This is a genomic window from Nocardiopsis mwathae (assembly GCF_014201195.1).
GTDB classification, from domain to species: Bacteria; Actinomycetota; Actinomycetes; order Streptosporangiales; family Streptosporangiaceae; genus Nocardiopsis_C; species Nocardiopsis_C mwathae.
In genome coordinates this window covers 3,447,986-3,463,978 of sequence record NZ_JACHDS010000001.1, presented here as the reverse complement: position 1 = coordinate 3,463,978, position 15,993 = coordinate 3,447,986, and the positions used below count along the sequence as shown (strand labels likewise).

Genomic DNA, 15,993 nt, shown 5'->3' with positions numbered 1-15,993 from the left:
GAAAAAAATCGCGCAATCCGGACACCGTGAGATGCGAGCCCCCGATCATCTTCGGGGAGCCCCGGTCCTCCCACCCCCAACCGTCCACCGAGTCCGAACAGCCGCCGATCGGCCGCGCGCGGGGGCGAGAAGGGGTGGGACGAGCGCCCTTCCGCCGGCGAACTCCTCAGAGGTCCGATCGCGCGCGGGCGACGGTCTTTCCGGCACGGATGGCCGCGGCGGCCGCCTCCAGTGTCGGGTAGGTCGGGACTCCGGCGGCGCGGGCCGTCGCGCGGGCGTCGTCGGCGACCTCGGGTGGGCCGCATTCGGTGTTGCGGAGTACCAGGGTGACCCGGGATCCGGGGAGCGCGGCCTGGAGGGCGGCGATGTGGTCGACGTACTCCAGGAGTCCCGTGAGTCCGGCCGCGGTGCGGGAGGGGGCACTGCGGCCGGACCCGGCGAAGGTGGTGAAGCTCTGCACGTTGACGTGTGCGACCACGTCGGGGAACGGTGGCCGGAACGTGGCCGTTGCGGCGCTCTCCACGCTCTCCACGGCCCGCCGTACGAGGTCCGTGGCCGACCGCGGGCCGAGGGGGACCTCCAGCGGGTTGGACAGCGGCGTCCCCGCGCCCAGGCCCAGGTCGCGCAGGGCGGCGCGGGCCTGGCCGGTGAGCGGACCCAGACTGAGGCCGACCGCGTCGAACACGTCGGCGGCCAGCACCCCGGCGCCTCCGCTGGGGCCGACCACCAGCACGTCCGGGCCGCCGCCCACCGGCCGTCGCGCGTGCAGGTCGCAGAAGTCCAGCGCGTCGATGAGCGCGCCGGGGCCGTCCACCAGCGCGACGCCGCACTGGCGGGCCAGTGCGCGCCACACGCGGGCGTCGCCGACCATGGCTCCGGTGTGCGACGCGGCCGCCCGACGCCCCTGCGCGCTGCGCCCGCCGACGAGCGCCACCACGGGCAACCGCCCCCGGGCCGCCGACAGCTCCTCGTACAGGGCGCGGCCGTCGCGCGGGTCCTCCAGGTAGAGCCCGAGGACGTGGGTGTCGGGGTCGGCGGCCAGGTAGCGGACCAGCTCGGCGGGGGTGACGTCGGCGCAGTTGCCGACCGTTGCCACCTTGGCGAAGCGCAGCCCGCGGCGCTCGCCGACCTTGACGACCTCTCCGGCGAGCCCGCCGCTCTGTGAGACCAGGCTGATGTGGCCGGGCGCGCCGTGCTCCCCGCCCAGGAACGTCTGCCCTCCGGCGGGGGAGTAGACGCCCATGCAGTTGGGGCCGAGCATGCGGGTCCCGCTCTCGCGGGCGGCGGCGAGCAGGTCCTTCTCCCACCGAGCCCCAGCCCGCCCGGCCTCCGCGAAGCCGCCGCTCATGACCTGGACGAACGCGATCCCCTGGGCCGCGCGCACCGCGTCGGCGCACGCCGCGGCGGGGACGGCGACGAGGGCGTAGTCGACGTCGTCGGGGACGTCCGCCAGGGAGGGGACGGCGCGCACGCCGCCGACGATGTGCGCCTCGGGGTGCACCGCCACCAGGCGGGGGCGGCGTCCCCCTTCGGCGTGCAGGGCGCGGTACTGGGCGAGGAACATGTTGCCGAAGGTCGTCTTGGAGGCCGACGCGCCGACGACGGCGATGCCGCGCGGTGCGAAGAGCGGGGAGAAGTCGGTGCCCGGCGGTTCCGCGGGGGGACCGGGTGAGCGCCCGGCCGCACGCTGCGGGGCCGGCGGCGCCGGCAGGTCGGCGGGCTCGGCGGCGCCTGGGACGAGCAGGAGCCGGGCGTCGACGGCGGTCGCCCCCTCAGGTGTGCACACCACGGGGTTGAGGTCGAACTCCCGCCAGTCGCGGCCGAGGCGGTCGACCAGACCGCCCGGGCCGCCGACGGCCAGGACCAGGTCGGTCAGCGCGGAGAGGTGGACGCCGGGTCGGCCGCGCACGCCGTCCAGGAGTGCCGCGCCGCGCAGCTCGGCCAGCATCGCCTCGACGTCGGCGCGCGTGACCGGGCACAGCCGCAGTGCGGTGTCGCCCAGCGCCTCCGCCCAGATCCCGCCGAGCCCCACCAGCAGGACGGGGCCGAACGACGGGTCGCGGACGGCGCCGACGATGAGCTCCAGGCCCGGCGCCGCCTGCTCCTCCACCAGGAACCCGGCCGGTTCGATCCCGTGTCCGGCCAGCTGTGCCCGCATCTCCTCGGCGGCCCCGACCAGCCGGACCGGGGTGGGGATACCGAGGCGCACCGCGCCCACGTCACTCTTGTGGTCGATCCCGGGGCCGAAGGCCTTGAGCACCAGCGGTGCGGCCAGCCCGGACGCGGCGGTCGCGAGGTCGCCCGGGGCCGCCGCCGTCGCGCCGCGTGGGACCGGGATGCCGGCCTGCGCGGCAAGCCGCTTCACCCGCGGTTCGGCGAGGGGGACGGGGGGCGCGGCGTCTCCGCCGGCCGCGGTCATGCGAGGTGCCCGTAGCGGGCCCGGATCTCGTCGCGCAGGAGTTTGCCCGGCCCGCCCGAGGCGTCCTGGCCGTGCGGCAGCCCGTCGACCAGCACGACGGCGTCGGGGCGCCGGTGCTCGGGGAGCCGAGCGGCCAGCTCGGCGCGGATACCCAGCTCGGTCGCGCTCGACCCGGCGCGCGGCACCACGGCCAGGAGCACCTTCTGCTCCACCGGCTCCCCGGATCCGGCGGTCTCCTCGTGGGCCGGGGTGCCCACCGCCCCGGCCTCGGCCACCGCGTCGAGTTCGGCGGCGGCCTCCTCGATCTCCGCGGGCCGGGTCCATCGGCCGCCCTTGAGGATGGCGTCGGAGCGGCGGCCCAGCACGTACAGGCGGCCGTCGGCGTCGAGGCGGCCGAGGTCGCCGCCGACGTACCAGCCGTCCCGCAGCACCCGCGCGGTGGCGTCGGCGTCCCCGTCGTAACCGGCCATGCGGTGCGCACCGGCCAGGTGGATCTCGCCCACCTCGCCCACGACCGGCTCACCGGAAGGGCGGGTGACCCGGACGGCGAAGCCGGTGCGGGCGCGCCCGGCCGACCGCAGGTCCTGGCTGCCGTCGTCGAGGCGGCCGCAGGCGGAGTAGGGGGCCTCGGTCTGGCCGTAGTAGCCGTATACCGCCGCGCCCGGCATCCGCTCCTTGATCCGCCGGAGCAGGGCCGGGGCCAGAGGTTCCCCGCCGAGGATGACGGTGGTCACCGACGACAGGTCGGCCCCGGTGTGCTCATCATCGGCGAACAGCGCGCTGAAGAAGCTGGGGATCAGGCTGACGTGCGTGACGCGCTCGCGGGGGACGACCGCCAGGAAGTCCTTCGGCCCCCAGTCCTGCTCCAGCACCAGCCGCAGCCCGCCGTACAGCGCGGGACCGGCGATGGCGGTGAAACCGATGCCCCAGATGATCGCCCCGGTGCCGAAGACGGAGTCGGCGCCGCGGGGGATGTCGAGCCACAGCCGGGCACTCGCCAGGGAGCTGGCGTGGGTGTGCACGACGGCCTTGGGCGGCCCGGTGGATCCGGAGGTGAAGAAGAGCGCCATGGGGTCGTCGCCGGTGCCGTGGATCTCCGGTTCGGTGTCCGGGGCGCGGGCGCTGAGCGCGTCGAGGTCGACGGTCTCCCTGACCGGGCCGCCCAGCCGGATCCACGTGTGGACGCGTGCCAGCCGCGGGCGCACCTGGTCGACCAGCGCGTCCATGCCGGGGTCGTAGACGAGCGCGGTCGCGCCGCAGCGCTCGACCACGCCGGCCAGCACGTCGGCGTCCCAGAACGGGTTGAGTGCGGCGGTGACGGCTCCCGTCTTGAACAGCGCGAGGTAGACCTCGGCGACGCCGAGTGTCTCACTGATCAGCGCCGCGACCCGCTGCCCGGGGCGGACCCCGGAGTCGGCCAGTGCGTGGGCGCGGCGGTTGACGGCCCGGTTGAGCCGGTCGTAGGTGAGGCTGCGGGTGCCGCAGTAGGTCAGCGCCACTTTGTCGGGCATGGCCAGCGCCCCGGCGGTGAGGACGGCGTAGCCGTAGTTGCCGAAGGAGTTGACGGTTCCGGTCCGCGTCACGGCGGCCTCCTCGGTGGCGTCGTGTCGGTGGGGGTCGGGCCGGGTGTTCGCCTACAGCACGGGGGCCGGGGCGGTCCGGTTCACCGCGGTTCGGTCATCGGGGGCGGAAGTCGGGGATCGGGCCGAAGCCGGGGAGTTCGGTGAAGGTGACGGCCACCGGCATGCCGATGGCGAGGTCGTCGGGTGCGCAGTCCCGGATCCCGCCGAAGGCGCGCAGGCCGGGCTGTTCGGCCAACTCCACCCAGGCCACGGGGTAGGGGGCCAGGTCGGCGAAGCCGGGGACGAAGGGGCGGTGGACGACGGTGTAGGTGACGACGCGGCCGCGGCCCGAGACGGGTTCGAAGCCGAGTGAGCGGGAGCGGCAGAACGGGCAGGCCGGCTCGGGGAAGTGGACGTAGCGGCGGCAGTCGGCGCACCGCTGGATGGCGAGCCGGCCCGCACGGCATGCGGCCCAGTAGGGCTCGGTCAGCGCGGTGGGGGCGGGGTGCGGTCGCTGCTGCTGGGTGTTCATCCTGCCGGCCCGCCTCCTCCCGTGCCGGTGGAGCGCCGACGGAGCACGTTCGGTTAACCAACCTAGCGTATGCTTGGGTGGTCGACAATATGCCGGAAACGGACCGGCGATGAGGCGCGTCCGGCGCCCGCGGAGCCAGGTGGGAGAAGGGGCGAGACGTATGGCCGAGTCGCTTGGCACACCGCAGGGAACCCGCGCCCCCACCGCGCTCGTCACCGGCGGCGCGGGCGGTATCGGTCGCGCCGTCTGCGCGGCACTCGCCGAGGCGGGGGCCGAGGTCATCGTGTGCGACCTCGACGAACACCGGGCGCGGGAGGTCGCCCGGACCCTGCCCGCGGGCCGGGCCGTCGGCATCGACCTGGGGGACCGGTCCCGGGTGGAGGCGGGCGTGGCACGGATCCGCGGCATCGCCCCGCACGTCGACGTGCTCGTGCACAACGCGGGCATCGGTGTCCTCGGCCCCTTCGCCGAGAGCGACCCCGCCGACTGGGACCTCATGTGGCGGGTGAACACCCGCGCCCCCATGCTGCTCACCCGCGCGTTCCTGCCCGGGATGATCGCGCGCGGCCGCGGCCGCCTGGTGTTCGTCTCCTCCGACGGCGCCCGCGCCGGGGCGGGCGGGGAGGGCGCCTATGCGGCCACCAAGTCGGCCCTGTTCGGCCTGGCCAAGACCCTGGCCAGGGAGACGGCCCGGTACGGGGTGACCAGCAACGTGGTCTGCCCCGGCCCGACCGACACCCCCATGCTGCGCGAGGTCGGTGCCCGCCACCCCGGTCTCGTGGCCGAGCTCACCCGGCGGATCCCCGCCGGCCGCCTCGGCACCCCCGCCGACGTGGCTGCGGCGGTCGCCTTCCTCGCCTCCCCGTCCGCCGCCTACATCACCGGCCAGACGCTGTCGGTCAGCGGCGGGATCACCATGCAATGACGGCACCTGGCCCGCGCATGCGCGGGGTGCGGGGTGCGCGGTCCGGACGCGGGGCCCTGGCCCCGGGGCCGGTGGGCCGCGGCGGCCTCCGGCGCCGCCCGCATCCCCGGCGCCGTCGACGACCACTCCCGCCGGGCCTGCGGCGCGATGCCGCCCGGCCGGAAGACGGCGACCGCCGCCGCGTTCCGGCACGGGACCCAGCACCGGCGCACCCGCCCGTACCGGTCCCGGACCTACGGCACGGTCGAGCGCTCCGAACGGACCATGTCCGGAGAACGGGCCTGCGCACGCCCCCACCGGTCCGCAACCGAGACGCGGAGGGCGTCCGCCGGACGGCCGAACCCCGGCGATCGCCATCGCTTCCACCCCGCGATGAGCGGACCTCCCGCCTCCCGCGTCACCGGCCTCGCGGAGCAGTACGACTAGCGCAGGCAGTCGTAGGCGGCCTTGATCAGGCGCATGGCGCGCAGGCCGCCGGAGAGTTCGGTGCCCGTGCGGTTCATCACATAGGCGAGGGCGATGCCGTGGTCGATGTCGGCCAGGCCGATCGAGCCGCCCGCTCCGGTGTGGCCGAACGCGCCCTGCCGGGCGGCGCGGGGGACGGCGAAGGTCAGCGAGGGGCGCATGAATCCCAGGCCGAAGGAGCTGTCCAGGTGCAGGACCCGGTCCGGGCCGGTGGCGCGGGGCCGCAGCGCGTCGCGCAGCGTATCGGGGGAGACGATCCGACCTGCGGCCAGGTCGCGGTAGAACCCGGCGAGTGCGGGGGCGGTCGTGATGACGCCGGACGCCGGCCAGCCCGCGCGCAGTACCTCGCGGTTGTTGTAGCGCCCGGGGACGGCGGCGACGTCGGGGTTGGCGAAGGCGCGGGAGAACATGCTCAGCGGGTCGGCGGCGTCGCGGGCCAGCCGCGCCCGCGGACCGTCGGCCGGTGGGCCGTCCGCCGGGCGGGCCCCGGAGGCGGCGGGCGGTGCGGTCCCGCCGTCCGTACCGGTCCGATTCGCGGCCGGTGCCCGGTCGGTCCGGCCGGTCCGGCCGGTGGTCAGCCGGGCCGTGCGGTCCAGGACCCCGTCCGGAGCCCCGACCCACAGGTCGAGCCCCAGCGGACCGGCGATCTCCTCGGCCACGTACCGCCCGACCGTGCGCCCGTCGAGTCGGCGTACGATCTCGCCGGCCAGCCACCCGTAGGTCAGCGCGTGGTAGCCGTGCGCGGTGCCCGGCGCCCACTCGGGCGCCTGCCCGGCCAGCCGGTCGGCCATGGCCGCGGGATCGGCGGCCTCGGCCACCGACACGCCCCGGTCGAAGGCGGGCAGCCCGGCCTGGTGCGCCAGCAGCTGCTCGCCGGTGACGCGCTCCTTGCCCCGCACGGCGAACTCCGGCCACCACGAGGCCACCGGCGCGCCCAGGTCGTGGCCGCCGCGCTCGGCGGCCCGCAGCGCCGCGGCCGCGGTCAGCGCCTTGGTGCAGGAGAAGGCGAGGCAGGGGGTGTCGTGCTCCCAGGGGGTCTGCGCCCTGTGGTCGGCGAGGCCGCCCCACAGGTCCACCACCGGCTCGTCACCGATGTAGAGGGCGAAGGCCGCGCCGGTCTCCGTTCCGCGCGCGAAGTTGTCCGCGAAGACCTCGCGGACCCGCGCGAACTCCGGTGCGCAGGCGCCGTGGATCCCGGCCTCCCCCGTCGCGATCGCCACGTCCCACTCCCTTTCGCCTCGTGGCCGCCCCCGGCGTCCCTGCGCGGGGCGCGGGCGCCCCTGCCGGACCGACTGTAATCCACCCGAACCACACGAGAGGGTGTCAGGTATGCCGAAACCACCGCACAACTGGGGCCGCTGGGGGGACGACGACCAGCAGGGCGCCCTCAACCTCCTGACCCCGGCGACCGTGCTCGCCGCGCTCGGGGCGGCGCGGGACGGGCGGGTGGTCAGCCTCGCCATGCCGATCCGGGGCGCCACCTCGGGGCCCGCCCCCACCACCGTCCCGCACCTGGCCGGGAGACCCCTCCCGCAGCACTTCATGTCCGTCGACGGCGGCGACTACGCCGCCGGTGTCCGCTCCGACGGGGCGAGGATCGCCGACGACGCGCTGCTCCTCTCACCGCACGGCACCACGACCCACATGGACGCGCTGTGCCACATGTGGGCGGGGGAGGAGCTGTACAACGGACACCCTGCCGCGCGCGTCCGCAGCTACGGGGCCACACGGCTGGGCATCGAGCACGCGGCCGCGCGCGGGGTGGTCGCCCGGGGGGTGCTGCTCGACGCCGCCGCCCACCGGGGCGCGGCCCGGCTGGAACCCGCCGACCGGATCGGCGCGGCGGAGCTGGCGGAGATCTGCGCGCGCGTCGGCTCCGAGCCCGGCCCCGGCGACGTCGCGGTCGTCCGCACCGGCTGGCCGCGGGCCTGGGCCGAGGACCCCGCGCTGTACCGGTCGGGCCAGCCGGGCCTCGCGGCCGACGCCGGGCGCTGGCTGGCCGAGCGGGACGTGGTGATGGTCGCCATGGACAACGCGGCCGTGCAGGGGCTCGGCGCCGACGGCCGGTCCGCCGAGGACGTCGACGACGACCTGCACCTGACACTCCTCTGGCGGCACGGCATCCACTTGGCGGAGCTGCTGTGGCTGGAGGAGCTGGCCGAGGCGGCCGCGGCCGCGCGGCGCTGCGACTTCCTCTTCATCGCGGTTCCCCTGCCCATCGAGGGCGGGACCGGAAGTCCGATCAATCCGCTGGCGGTCCTCTAGCCGGTTCGATGGGATCGTCCCGGAGAGTTCTGTAGGAACGGACATACCGGAACCTCTGGAGTTTCGCTTTATGTTCCGCTTATGGTGGCAGGTCAGCCTTATTGCGGATGGTTGCCTCCTCCATTGAATCGAGACATTCCGGTTATCTGAATAGACCGTCGGCGTGACCTAGACCCCGCTAACGTCATGGGCGTGCGGAACCCCCCTCCGGTCGCGCACCCGGTCCGAGCACCATCCCGGGAGCCGCTGGCCGGACCGCCCATCCCCCACTCCGGTCCCAGGGGCTGTCCCCCGCTCCTGGGGCCGGTTTCCCCGACCCGGCGGACGGGTCGGCGGACCGCCGGTGGTCGAGGGACCACGAGGAGCGGGAGACGAAGGCCCCGACCGCGCGCCATGGCACGGCGCGCCCGGGGTCAGGTGCCGGACGCCCCCGGGTAGCCACCGCCGCCGTAGGCGGCGTCCAGCGCGGTGTAGTCGGGGCCCGGCCCCGACTTCGGCAGCTCCTCGTCGACGAACACCACGCGGCGCGGCTTCTTGTAGGAGGCGATGGCCGCGCGCACGTGCTCGATCAGGCGCTCCCCGGTGAGCGCGGAGCCGGGCGCGCGCCGCACGATCGCGGTGACGCTCTGGCCCCACGTGCCGTCGGGGACGCCGATCACCGCGGCCTCGGCCACCTCCGGGTGCGCGGCCAGCGCGCGCTCCACCTCGGCCGGGTAGATGTTCTCGTTGCCGGACTTGATCATCCGCGTGCACGGCCCGATGAACGTGATCGTGCCGTCGGGCTCCCGCCGCCCGAGGTCGCCGGTATGGTGCCAGCCGCCCGCCGCCCTGCGGGCGTTGAGCGCGGGGCGGTCGAAGAAGCCGCTGAACAGGCTCGGCCCGCGCGCCACGAGCTCGCCGGTCGCGCCCACCGGAAGCTCCGTGCCATCCGGTCCGACGACGCGCACCTGCGCCAGGGGCGAGGGCCGTCCGGCCGTCCCCGCCCCGCCCATGCCCAGGGCCAGGAAGGTGAGCATGCCGCCGACCTCGGTCTGGCCGTAGCCGCCCATCCCCGAGGCGTTCCACGGGTCGGTTCCCACGGTGATCTGCGCGTCCCAGTCCGGGGAGTGCGAGGTGAAGCGCAGGCTGGACAGGTCGTGCCGGGGGCGGCCGTCCCCGGCGGTGTTGGCGGCGGCGACGGCGTCGAGCATCGGGCCGAAGCCGAACATGTGGTCCACCCGCTCCGCCTCGATCAGCCGCGCCGCCTCGGCGGGGTCGAAGTCGGGCATGAAGACGTTGGTGCCCCCGGCGTGGAAAGCGGCCAGGTGGAACATGAGGGTGCCGACATGGAACAGCGGGCCGCTGTTGAGGAAGGTGAATCCCGGGCGGATGCGGCGCAGCCACAGCAGCGTGGTGCTGTGCGCGACCAGTGCGTCGTGGCTGAGCAGCGCGCAGTCGGGGCGGCCGTCGAAGGCCGCCGTGTAGAGGCCGAGGACGGGCTCGGCGCCGTGCACCGGCTCCTCGGGGTCGTGGGCCGGCCCGGACGCGAGGAATCGCTCGTAGGCGTCGTCGGGGCCGCCGCACCGGATCCACGGCTCCGGGGCTCCCGCCGCGGCCCGGTCCCGGGCGAGCGGTTCGGCCGCGGTCCGCGGCTGCCAGAAGACCGCGGCGGGGGCGAGGTCGCCGAGGACGAACGCGAGCTCGTCGGTGCTCTGCCGCCAGTTCGCGGGGACGAAGACGGCGCCGAGCTTGGCGGCGGCGAGCAGCGCCTCCTGCAGGCGCACCGAGTTGCGGCCGATGTGCAGCACCCGGTCCCCGCGCCCCACCCCGGCCGCGCGCAGGGCCTCGGCCAGCCGGTTCACCCGGTCGTCGAGCTGCGGGTAGGTGAGCCGGATGCCGCCGTCGACGGCGGCGGTGGTGTGCGGGTGGCTGCGGCGGTGCTCGCGCAGGATGTCGCCCAGTGTGAGCCGGTGGACGGTGTCGGGCCGGGTCGCGGGCAGCGCGGCGGTGCCGCTCGCGGCGGGCTCGGGCATGGGGGTCTCCGTTCGTCGCGGGGGGGTCGGGCGTCAGGACACCGGGTGGACGGGGCGGGGAGGGGGGAGCGGGTCCCGGGCGTCACCGGAACGCGGGCATGACCTCGGCGGCGAAGAAGGACAGCACGCGGCGGGCCTCCTCGACGGGCATCGGACGGGTGCTGCCGAAGTCGCAGAGGAGGTGGTCGAAGCCCATGTCGCGGAGCATGCCGATCTGCCCGATCACCCGCCCGGGGTCGCCGATGACCTCCAGCTGCTCCCAGCGGAAGTCGGGGCCGACCGAGCCGCCCTTGAGGTACCGGTTCTGCCAGTACTCGAACCCCTGGGCCACCTCGCCGGTGCGGGCGTCGATGGGAGCGCTGCGCCGGTTGAACAGGCGTGCGCGGTCGAAGGAGGCCTCGAACCGCTCCAGGTCCGCGCGGGCCTGCTCGGCGGTGGGCGCCACGTACACCGACCGGCTCACGACCAGCTCCGCCGCTTCGGGGTCGTGACCGTGGGCGGTCGCGGTCGCGCGCCAGGCCGCGGCGGCCTCGGCGACCCGGCGGAAGGGCGCGGCCGGGTCGGCCAGGATGGGCAGTCCGCGCGCCGCGTACCGCTCGACCGTCTCCGGGCTGACGGCGGCGACGTGCACGGGCGGATGCGGCGCCTGCAAGGGCGCGGGGTGCAGCCGCACGCCGTCGGCGAGGCCGGGTGCGACCCGGCTGAAGTCCCCGGTGTGCCGGAACTCCTTGCCGCTCCACAGGCCCAGGACGACGTCCAGGGACTCGTCGAAGCGCGCCCGCGCCTCGGCGAGGTCGACCCCGAAGCCGTCGAACTCGAAGCTCTGGTAACCGCGGCCGACCCCGAAGTCGAGCCGCCCGCCGGACAGTACATCCACCAGCGCGGCCTGCTCGGCGACGTGGACGGGGTGGTGCAGCGGCAGTACCACGATGCCGGTGCCCAGCCGCAGCCGTTCGGTGCGCGCCGCGAGGTGGCCGAGGAAGGTGAGGATCGAGGGCACCACCCCGTAGTCGCGGAAGTGGTGCTCGGCCAGGCGGACACCGTCGAAGCCGAGCTCCTCGGCCAGCTCGACGAGTTCGATGTGGTGGTCGTAGACCTCCCGGTGCGACTGGCCGTCGAACCGGTGGAACAGGTGGAAGGTGGAGAACCTCATCGGGAGCCGCTCCTCACGCGGATGGCGGCGGCGCCGTGCGCACACCAAGTTCACCAAGCGCTCGCTTGGTCAGCGTAACAGGGCGGTCGGAGGGCGGCCAGATCCACGGGCGGCGCGATGCGGCGGCGCCCCGCACCGCCTGCCGCCTGCCGCCTGTCCCCGTCCGACCGGCGCGCGGTAGGTTCGCGACCATGGCACTTCGGCATATCGCACTGTTCCGCTGGACCGACGGCGTCACCCCCGACCAGGTGGAGGCGGTGGTCGACGGGTTGTCCCGGCTGCCTTCGCGCATCCCCGAGCTGAGGGACTACACCTTCGGGTCGGACCTCGGTGTCAGCGAGGGCACCTACGACTTCGCGGTCGTCGCCGACCTGGCCGACGAGAAGGCGCTCGACGTGTACCGCGACCACCCCGACCACCAGGAGGTGCTGGCCCTGATCCGCCCGCTGCTCGCCGACCGCGCGTCGGCGCAGATCCGCATCACCGACCCCGGTTAGGTCGTGTCCGGCGGATGCTCTCCGGTGGGCGACACTGAGTTAGATCATGTTCTTGTTCTGGTTTCAAAGTGGGGTGTCCGCCGTGCGTGGAACCCGGTGATCACGCCCCCAGGTGCTTCTCTCGGTCTCCTGTGGTCGGGCGGAACGAACTGTAACAAGTTCCTTTTCGAGGCTTGCCCCGGAACATGATTCGGTATTAGCGTCGGGACATGGCCGCAGCCCGGTGAGAGCGTTCGGCGGACCGCAGGTCCGCCGGGTGTGCCGGACGGCAGGCATGGAAGAACGCGTCGCCTGTCGGAGATGGATCGCGCCCCTTCTCCGGCAGGTGGCGTCGAACCGCGCCGCCCACCTCCGCCGAACCGCCGCGCGATCGGCCGCACCGACGGAGGGCACCGATGCGCCGCCACGACGGGATCGCCGACCGCGCCGCCGTCACCGGCGTCGGAATGACCGCCCTCACCCGCTCCTCCGGCCGCAGTGCGCTGTCCCTTGCCGCCGAGGCCGCCCGCGCCGCGCTGGCCGACGCCGGACTGGAGCCGACCGACGTCGACGCCATCCTCACCTACCACCTCGGCGAGGCGGACCAGGCGCCCGCCACCGGCCTCGCCCGCGAACTCGCCCTGCCCCGGCTCGGCTGGCACAACGACGTCCACGGCGGCGGCACCCAGTGCGCCTCCCTCCTCGGCGACGCCGCCATGCTCATCGCCACCGGGCAGGCGGCCACCGTGCTCGTCTCCCGCGCCCTCAACGGGCGCTCCGGGCACCGGATGAACCGGCAGGGCCTGCGCCTGGGCACGGGGATCGAGGCCCAGTTCACCCTCCCCTACGGCGTCCTGGGCCCGGTCGAACACTTCGCCCTGGTGGCCCGCGCCTACCTGCACACCGCAGGCCTGGACACCGACGACCTGGCGGCCGTCGTCGCGGCCTCGCGCGACCACGCCGCCGCCAACCCGCGCGCCCTTCGCCGTGCACCCCTGCCGCCCGCCGACCACCGCGCCGCCCCGATGGTGGCCGACCCCCTGCGCCGGGCCGACTGCTGCCAGGAGACCGACGGGGCCTGCGCGCTCGTTCTCACCGCGGCCGACCGGTCCGACGCCGCGGGTGCTCCGCGCGTGCGCGCGGTGGTGCGCGGTGGCCGCCCCGACCTCTCCCGACTCGACCGCAGCCCCGATCCCGCCGCCGTGTTCTCCTCGGACCTGGCCCCGCGGCTGTACGCCGCAGCCGGGATGGGGCCGCGGGACGTGGACGTGGCGTTGCTCTACGACGCCTACTCCTTCCTCGTCCCCCGCCAGCTGACCGACTTCCGGCTGGTCGCGCCGGCCGGCCTCGCCGACGCGCTGCGTACCGGGGCCATCGGCGCCACGGGACGCATCCCGGTCAACCCGCACGGCGGACTGCTCTCCGAGGGCTACGTGCACGGGCTGAACAACGTGGCCGAGGCCGTGCGCCAGCTGCGCGGCGACGGCGTGAACCAGGTTCCCGGCGCCGAGGTGGCGCTGTGCACCGGGTTCGGCGGCGCCTACGGCAGCGCGGCGCTGCTCGTGGCGGACTCCGGTCGCCGTCCCTCCGGCAGTCGCGCCACCGGGATCCCGAGCTCCCGCAGCCCGGCGGGGGCGCGGGTGGTGAAGAACCAGTCGCGGAACCGGTCATGGCCCCGTACGGGGGTGGCCGGGGCCAGTGCCTGCTCGCCGACCAGGTGGAACCGGTAGCCCAGCGGCTCCAGCAGCGCGTGCAGCCGGCCGGTGTCGGCACCGGGAAGCACCTCGCACAGGATGTCGGGGCGGTGCTCCTTGACGAACCGCGACCCGTGTTCGAACACCGCGGTCTCCGTGCCCTCGACATCCACCTTGAGCACGGTGGAGCCGCCCTGGGGCACCGTGTCGGTGAACGCGTCGAGGGCGACGATCTCGACGGGCACCCCGTCGTCGAAGGCCATGTCGTCGGAGTAGAAGCAGGGCAGGGCGGAGTCGGCCGAGCGCACGGGCATGGTGGCCCGCCGCGCCGGGTCGCCCACACCCGTGTGGTGCAGGGTGACCCGGTCCAGCACCCGGTTGCGTACGCAGTTGTCGAACAGGGCGTGGTAGACCTCGGGGGCGATCTCGAAGGCGTGCGCCCGGATCCGCGGGTTGACGGCCGTCCCGACCAGGGTGAACAGCCCGGTGTAGGCGCCGATGTCGAACATCGTGCCGCAGCGCCGGGCCACGGCCGCGAAGAGCCGGACCGCGAAGTCGTCGGCGGGCTGCGGGCGGTGACCGCCGCCCCAGTACAGCTCCTTGGCCACCACGCACCGCGCCGGCCGGAGCATGGCGAACTCCGAGCCGTAGACGCGGCCGGTGACCTCCGGGATCCCGGCGGGGGCCGGCAGCCGACCGGTGGCACGCAGCGAGGGCGCGGCCACCCGCACCGCACCGCGCATGGCCAGGTTCGGCAGCCTCCACCCGAGGACCCGCTTGACGTGCCTCTTCATCCCGTACCAGGTGCGCCTGCGGGTACGCAGCCGCTGAGCGGCCGACGACGTCCGCTCGGCCATGGGCACCCTCCGTCCAACCACCGGGGATCGGCGAACCCGCTCAGCGTAACGCCGCCCGGCCTTCGGGTCACGGCCGGAACGCGGATCGCTGGGAATTTCCTGGGAGGTGCGGGGCCGGCGCAGGGTCGGCGCGGCCGGTCAGACGAGGGCGCGGGCGCCGTGTCCGTTCTCGGGGACCCGCAGGTGCTTCAGCGCCTCGCGCCGCGACAGCGGCGACATCCGCTGCCCGGTGTCGGCCACGAAGCGGGCCACGGCGTCGGGCTCGACGCGCGCATACGAGCGCAGCGCCCACCCGATGGCCTTGCGGATGAAGAACCCCTGGTGGTCCAGGTTCGGCTCGATGACGCCGAACAGCAGCCCCGGGTCGGTCCGCGCACCGGCGCCGTTCTGGCAGATGATGGCCGTGCGTCGCAGCCACAGGTCGCCCGACAGGGCCCAGCCGCGGACGAGCGGCCGCATCCGCTCGGGGTCCTCGCGCAGCAGCGGGCCGATGCGCCGGACCGCGATCTCGTCCACGTAGTCCCACCACGCCCCGGCCACGATCAGGTCCTCGTACAGGCCCACCGCGGCGGTGCCCTGGAAGTCCAGGTAGCGGGGGTGCCCGGTCAGCTGGACCGCGGCGTAGCGCTCCTCGCGGTGCGTGGCCGCCCGCCACAGGGTGCGGACGGTGTCCCCCCACGCCGCGGCGTCGTCGAGCGGGTAGGCGGCGAAGATCTCGTCCATCGCGCGCCGCCGCGGCCCGGCCTGCACCCCGTGGAACGGCAGCTCGGACTTCATGTAGGCGCGCATCGGGCCCGCCTTGTCGGGGTCGGCGAGTTCGCACAGCCGGTCGCGGACGGCGGCGATCAGCCCGAGGTGCGCGGTCATGCGTCGTCCGGGGAGGTCGATGCGGAGGGCGGCGCCGCCGGCCGTGGCGCGGTGCCGCGCTCGCCCAGCACGATGCCGTCGAAGAACACCGAGATGAAGTGATCGGCGAGGTCAGCGGGGCTCAGCGCGCCCTCGGGCCGGTACCAGCGCACCGTCACCCAGATGGTGTCGCGGATCATCCGGTAGGTGAGCTTGGGGTCGATGTCGGTCCGGAAGACGCCCCGGGCCTGGCCGTCGCGGATGACGTCGATCCAGATGTCGCGGATCTCCTGCTCGCAGGTGCCGAGGTAGTCGAAGCGGGGGAACTGGCGGAGGTAGTTCCAGTCGTTCTGCACGACCGTTATGGCGGCGCGGTGCGGCCGGAGCGACCGGTAGGCGGCGTGGACGAGGCGGCCCAGCAGCTCGCGCGGGTCGCCGCCCTCGGCGACGGCGGCGCGGTAGTCGCGCAGGAGGTCGTCGAGGAAGGAGGAGAGGACCTCGTCCACGATCGACTCCTTGGAGTCGAAGTGGTGGTAGAGGCTGCCGGAGAGGATCCCGGCCTCGTCGGCGATCTCGCGGACGGTGGTGGCCTGGAAGCCCTTCTCGGCGAAGAGCTCGGCCGCGAGCCGCACCAGGTTGCCGCGCCGCTCCGAGGCGAGCGCGGAGGTGCCCTGGCGACCCCGCCCGCGCCTGCGGGCGCTGCGCCCGGCGGCGTCGTTTCCGGAGGTGTCCCCGGAGGTCACCGAGGCGTTCTGGTCTGGGGTGTTCACGCCCCTCATTATGCCGC

13 protein-coding genes and 1 pseudogene are annotated in these 15,993 nt (G+C 74.9%); 5 read left to right on the top strand and 9 right to left on the bottom strand.

Annotated features, from left to right (window positions below):
* Positions 1-166: 166 nt before the first annotated feature.
* The 3 genes from HNR23_RS14945 to HNR23_RS14935 all read right to left on the bottom strand — a co-directional run bounded on the left by HNR23_RS14945 (position 167) and on the right by HNR23_RS14935 (position 4,513).
* Positions 167-2,419: an acetate--CoA ligase family protein gene (locus tag HNR23_RS14945; protein WP_184076156.1), complete on the bottom strand. Its 2,253-nt coding sequence runs from the start codon at positions 2,417-2,419 to the stop codon at positions 167-169.
* Positions 2,416-3,930 (bottom strand): class I adenylate-forming enzyme family protein, encoded by a 1,515-nt coding sequence (locus HNR23_RS14940; protein WP_184080351.1) that lies wholly within the window; start codon positions 3,928-3,930, stop codon positions 2,416-2,418. Before HNR23_RS14940 ends, HNR23_RS14945 begins: the two co-directional genes overlap by 4 nt.
* A gap of 166 nt (positions 3,931-4,096) precedes the next feature.
* Positions 4,097-4,513, bottom strand: a complete 417-nt coding sequence (locus HNR23_RS14935) for a Zn-ribbon domain-containing OB-fold protein (RefSeq protein WP_184076155.1) — start codon at positions 4,511-4,513, stop codon at positions 4,097-4,099.
* 160 nt (positions 4,514-4,673) lie between these two features.
* On the opposite strand from HNR23_RS14935, the gene HNR23_RS14930 reads away from it, so the two are divergent.
* Positions 4,674-5,438, top strand: coding sequence for an SDR family NAD(P)-dependent oxidoreductase (locus HNR23_RS14930; protein ID WP_184076154.1), 765 nt, complete (start codon positions 4,674-4,676; stop codon positions 5,436-5,438).
* 33 nt (positions 5,439-5,471) lie between these two features.
* Positions 5,472-5,864, top strand: coding sequence for a hypothetical protein (locus HNR23_RS14925; protein WP_184076153.1), 393 nt, complete (start codon positions 5,472-5,474; stop codon positions 5,862-5,864).
* Here HNR23_RS14925 and HNR23_RS14920 read toward each other — a convergent pair.
* On the bottom strand, positions 5,861-7,123 hold the full coding sequence (locus tag HNR23_RS14920) for a serine hydrolase (protein ID WP_184076152.1): 1,263 nt from the start codon (positions 7,121-7,123) through the stop codon (positions 5,861-5,863). The genes HNR23_RS14925 and HNR23_RS14920 overlap by 4 nt on opposite strands.
* Positions 7,124-7,232: 109 nt before the next feature.
* Between HNR23_RS14920 and HNR23_RS14915 the strand changes: the two genes are divergently transcribed.
* On the top strand, positions 7,233-8,168 hold the full coding sequence (locus HNR23_RS14915; RefSeq protein ID WP_184076151.1) for a cyclase family protein: 936 nt from the start codon (positions 7,233-7,235) through the stop codon (positions 8,166-8,168).
* Positions 8,169-8,581: 413 nt separating this feature from the next.
* On the opposite strand, the gene HNR23_RS14910 is transcribed toward HNR23_RS14915, so the two are convergent.
* Complete coding sequence (locus HNR23_RS14910) at positions 8,582-10,180, bottom strand: AMP-binding protein (protein WP_184076150.1); 1,599 nt, start codon at positions 10,178-10,180, stop codon at positions 8,582-8,584.
* A gap of 82 nt (positions 10,181-10,262) precedes the next feature.
* Complete coding sequence (locus tag HNR23_RS14905) at positions 10,263-11,333, bottom strand: LLM class flavin-dependent oxidoreductase (protein ID WP_184076149.1); 1,071 nt, start codon at positions 11,331-11,333, stop codon at positions 10,263-10,265.
* A gap of 191 nt (positions 11,334-11,524) precedes the next feature.
* Here HNR23_RS14905 and HNR23_RS14900 point away from each other — a divergent pair, with 191 nt between their 5' ends.
* Complete coding sequence (locus tag HNR23_RS14900; protein WP_184076148.1) at positions 11,525-11,830, top strand: Dabb family protein; 306 nt, start codon at positions 11,525-11,527, stop codon at positions 11,828-11,830.
* A 395-nt stretch (positions 11,831-12,225) separates the two neighbouring features.
* Entirely contained in the window at positions 12,226-13,539 is a 1,314-nt protein-coding gene (locus HNR23_RS14895) for a thiolase C-terminal domain-containing protein (RefSeq protein WP_246421769.1), read from the top strand.
* A gap of 50 nt (positions 13,540-13,589) precedes the next feature.
* On the opposite strand, the pseudogene HNR23_RS26830 reads toward HNR23_RS14895, so the two are convergent.
* From HNR23_RS26830 to HNR23_RS14880, 3 genes and pseudogenes are all read right to left on the bottom strand, one after another.
* A pseudogene (locus HNR23_RS26830) lies at positions 13,590-14,012 on the bottom strand (FkbM family methyltransferase); the annotation flags it as partial.
* Between the two features lie 486 nt (positions 14,013-14,498).
* A complete protein-coding gene (locus HNR23_RS14885) occupies positions 14,499-15,227 on the bottom strand; it encodes a DNA alkylation repair protein (RefSeq protein ID WP_184076146.1) in 729 nt (242 codons plus the stop codon).
* Complete coding sequence (locus tag HNR23_RS14880; protein ID WP_184076145.1) at positions 15,224-15,976, bottom strand: TetR family transcriptional regulator; 753 nt, start codon at positions 15,974-15,976, stop codon at positions 15,224-15,226. The genes HNR23_RS14885 and HNR23_RS14880 overlap by 4 nt, the downstream gene beginning before the upstream one ends.
* Positions 15,977-15,993 lie beyond the last annotated feature (17 nt).

Bases quoted from the DNA above. Each gene is read 5' to 3' on its own strand.
- HNR23_RS14885 (WP_184076146.1), bottom strand. From the start codon at position 15,227: ATGACCGCGCACCTCGGGCTGATCGCCGCCGTCCGCGACCGGCTGTGC.
- HNR23_RS14895 (WP_246421769.1), top strand. From the start codon at position 12,226: ATGCGCCGCCACGACGGGATCGCCGACCGCGCCGCCGTCACCGGCGTC.
- HNR23_RS14915 (WP_184076151.1), top strand. From the start codon at position 7,233: ATGCCGAAACCACCGCACAACTGGGGCCGCTGGGGGGACGACGACCAG.
- HNR23_RS14900 (WP_184076148.1), top strand. From the start codon at position 11,525: ATGGCACTTCGGCATATCGCACTGTTCCGCTGGACCGACGGCGTCACC.
- HNR23_RS14940 (WP_184080351.1), bottom strand. From the start codon at position 3,930: ATGCCCGACAAAGTGGCGCTGACCTACTGCGGCACCCGCAGCCTCACC.
- HNR23_RS14905 (WP_184076149.1), bottom strand. From the start codon at position 11,333: ATGAGGTTCTCCACCTTCCACCTGTTCCACCGGTTCGACGGCCAGTCG.
- HNR23_RS14930 (WP_184076154.1), top strand. From the start codon at position 4,674: ATGGCCGAGTCGCTTGGCACACCGCAGGGAACCCGCGCCCCCACCGCG.
- HNR23_RS14910 (WP_184076150.1), bottom strand. From the start codon at position 10,180: ATGCCCGAGCCCGCCGCGAGCGGCACCGCCGCGCTGCCCGCGACCCGG.
- HNR23_RS14945 (WP_184076156.1), bottom strand. From the start codon at position 2,419: ATGACCGCGGCCGGCGGAGACGCCGCGCCCCCCGTCCCCCTCGCCGAA.
- HNR23_RS14935 (WP_184076155.1), bottom strand. From the start codon at position 4,513: ATGAACACCCAGCAGCAGCGACCGCACCCCGCCCCCACCGCGCTGACC.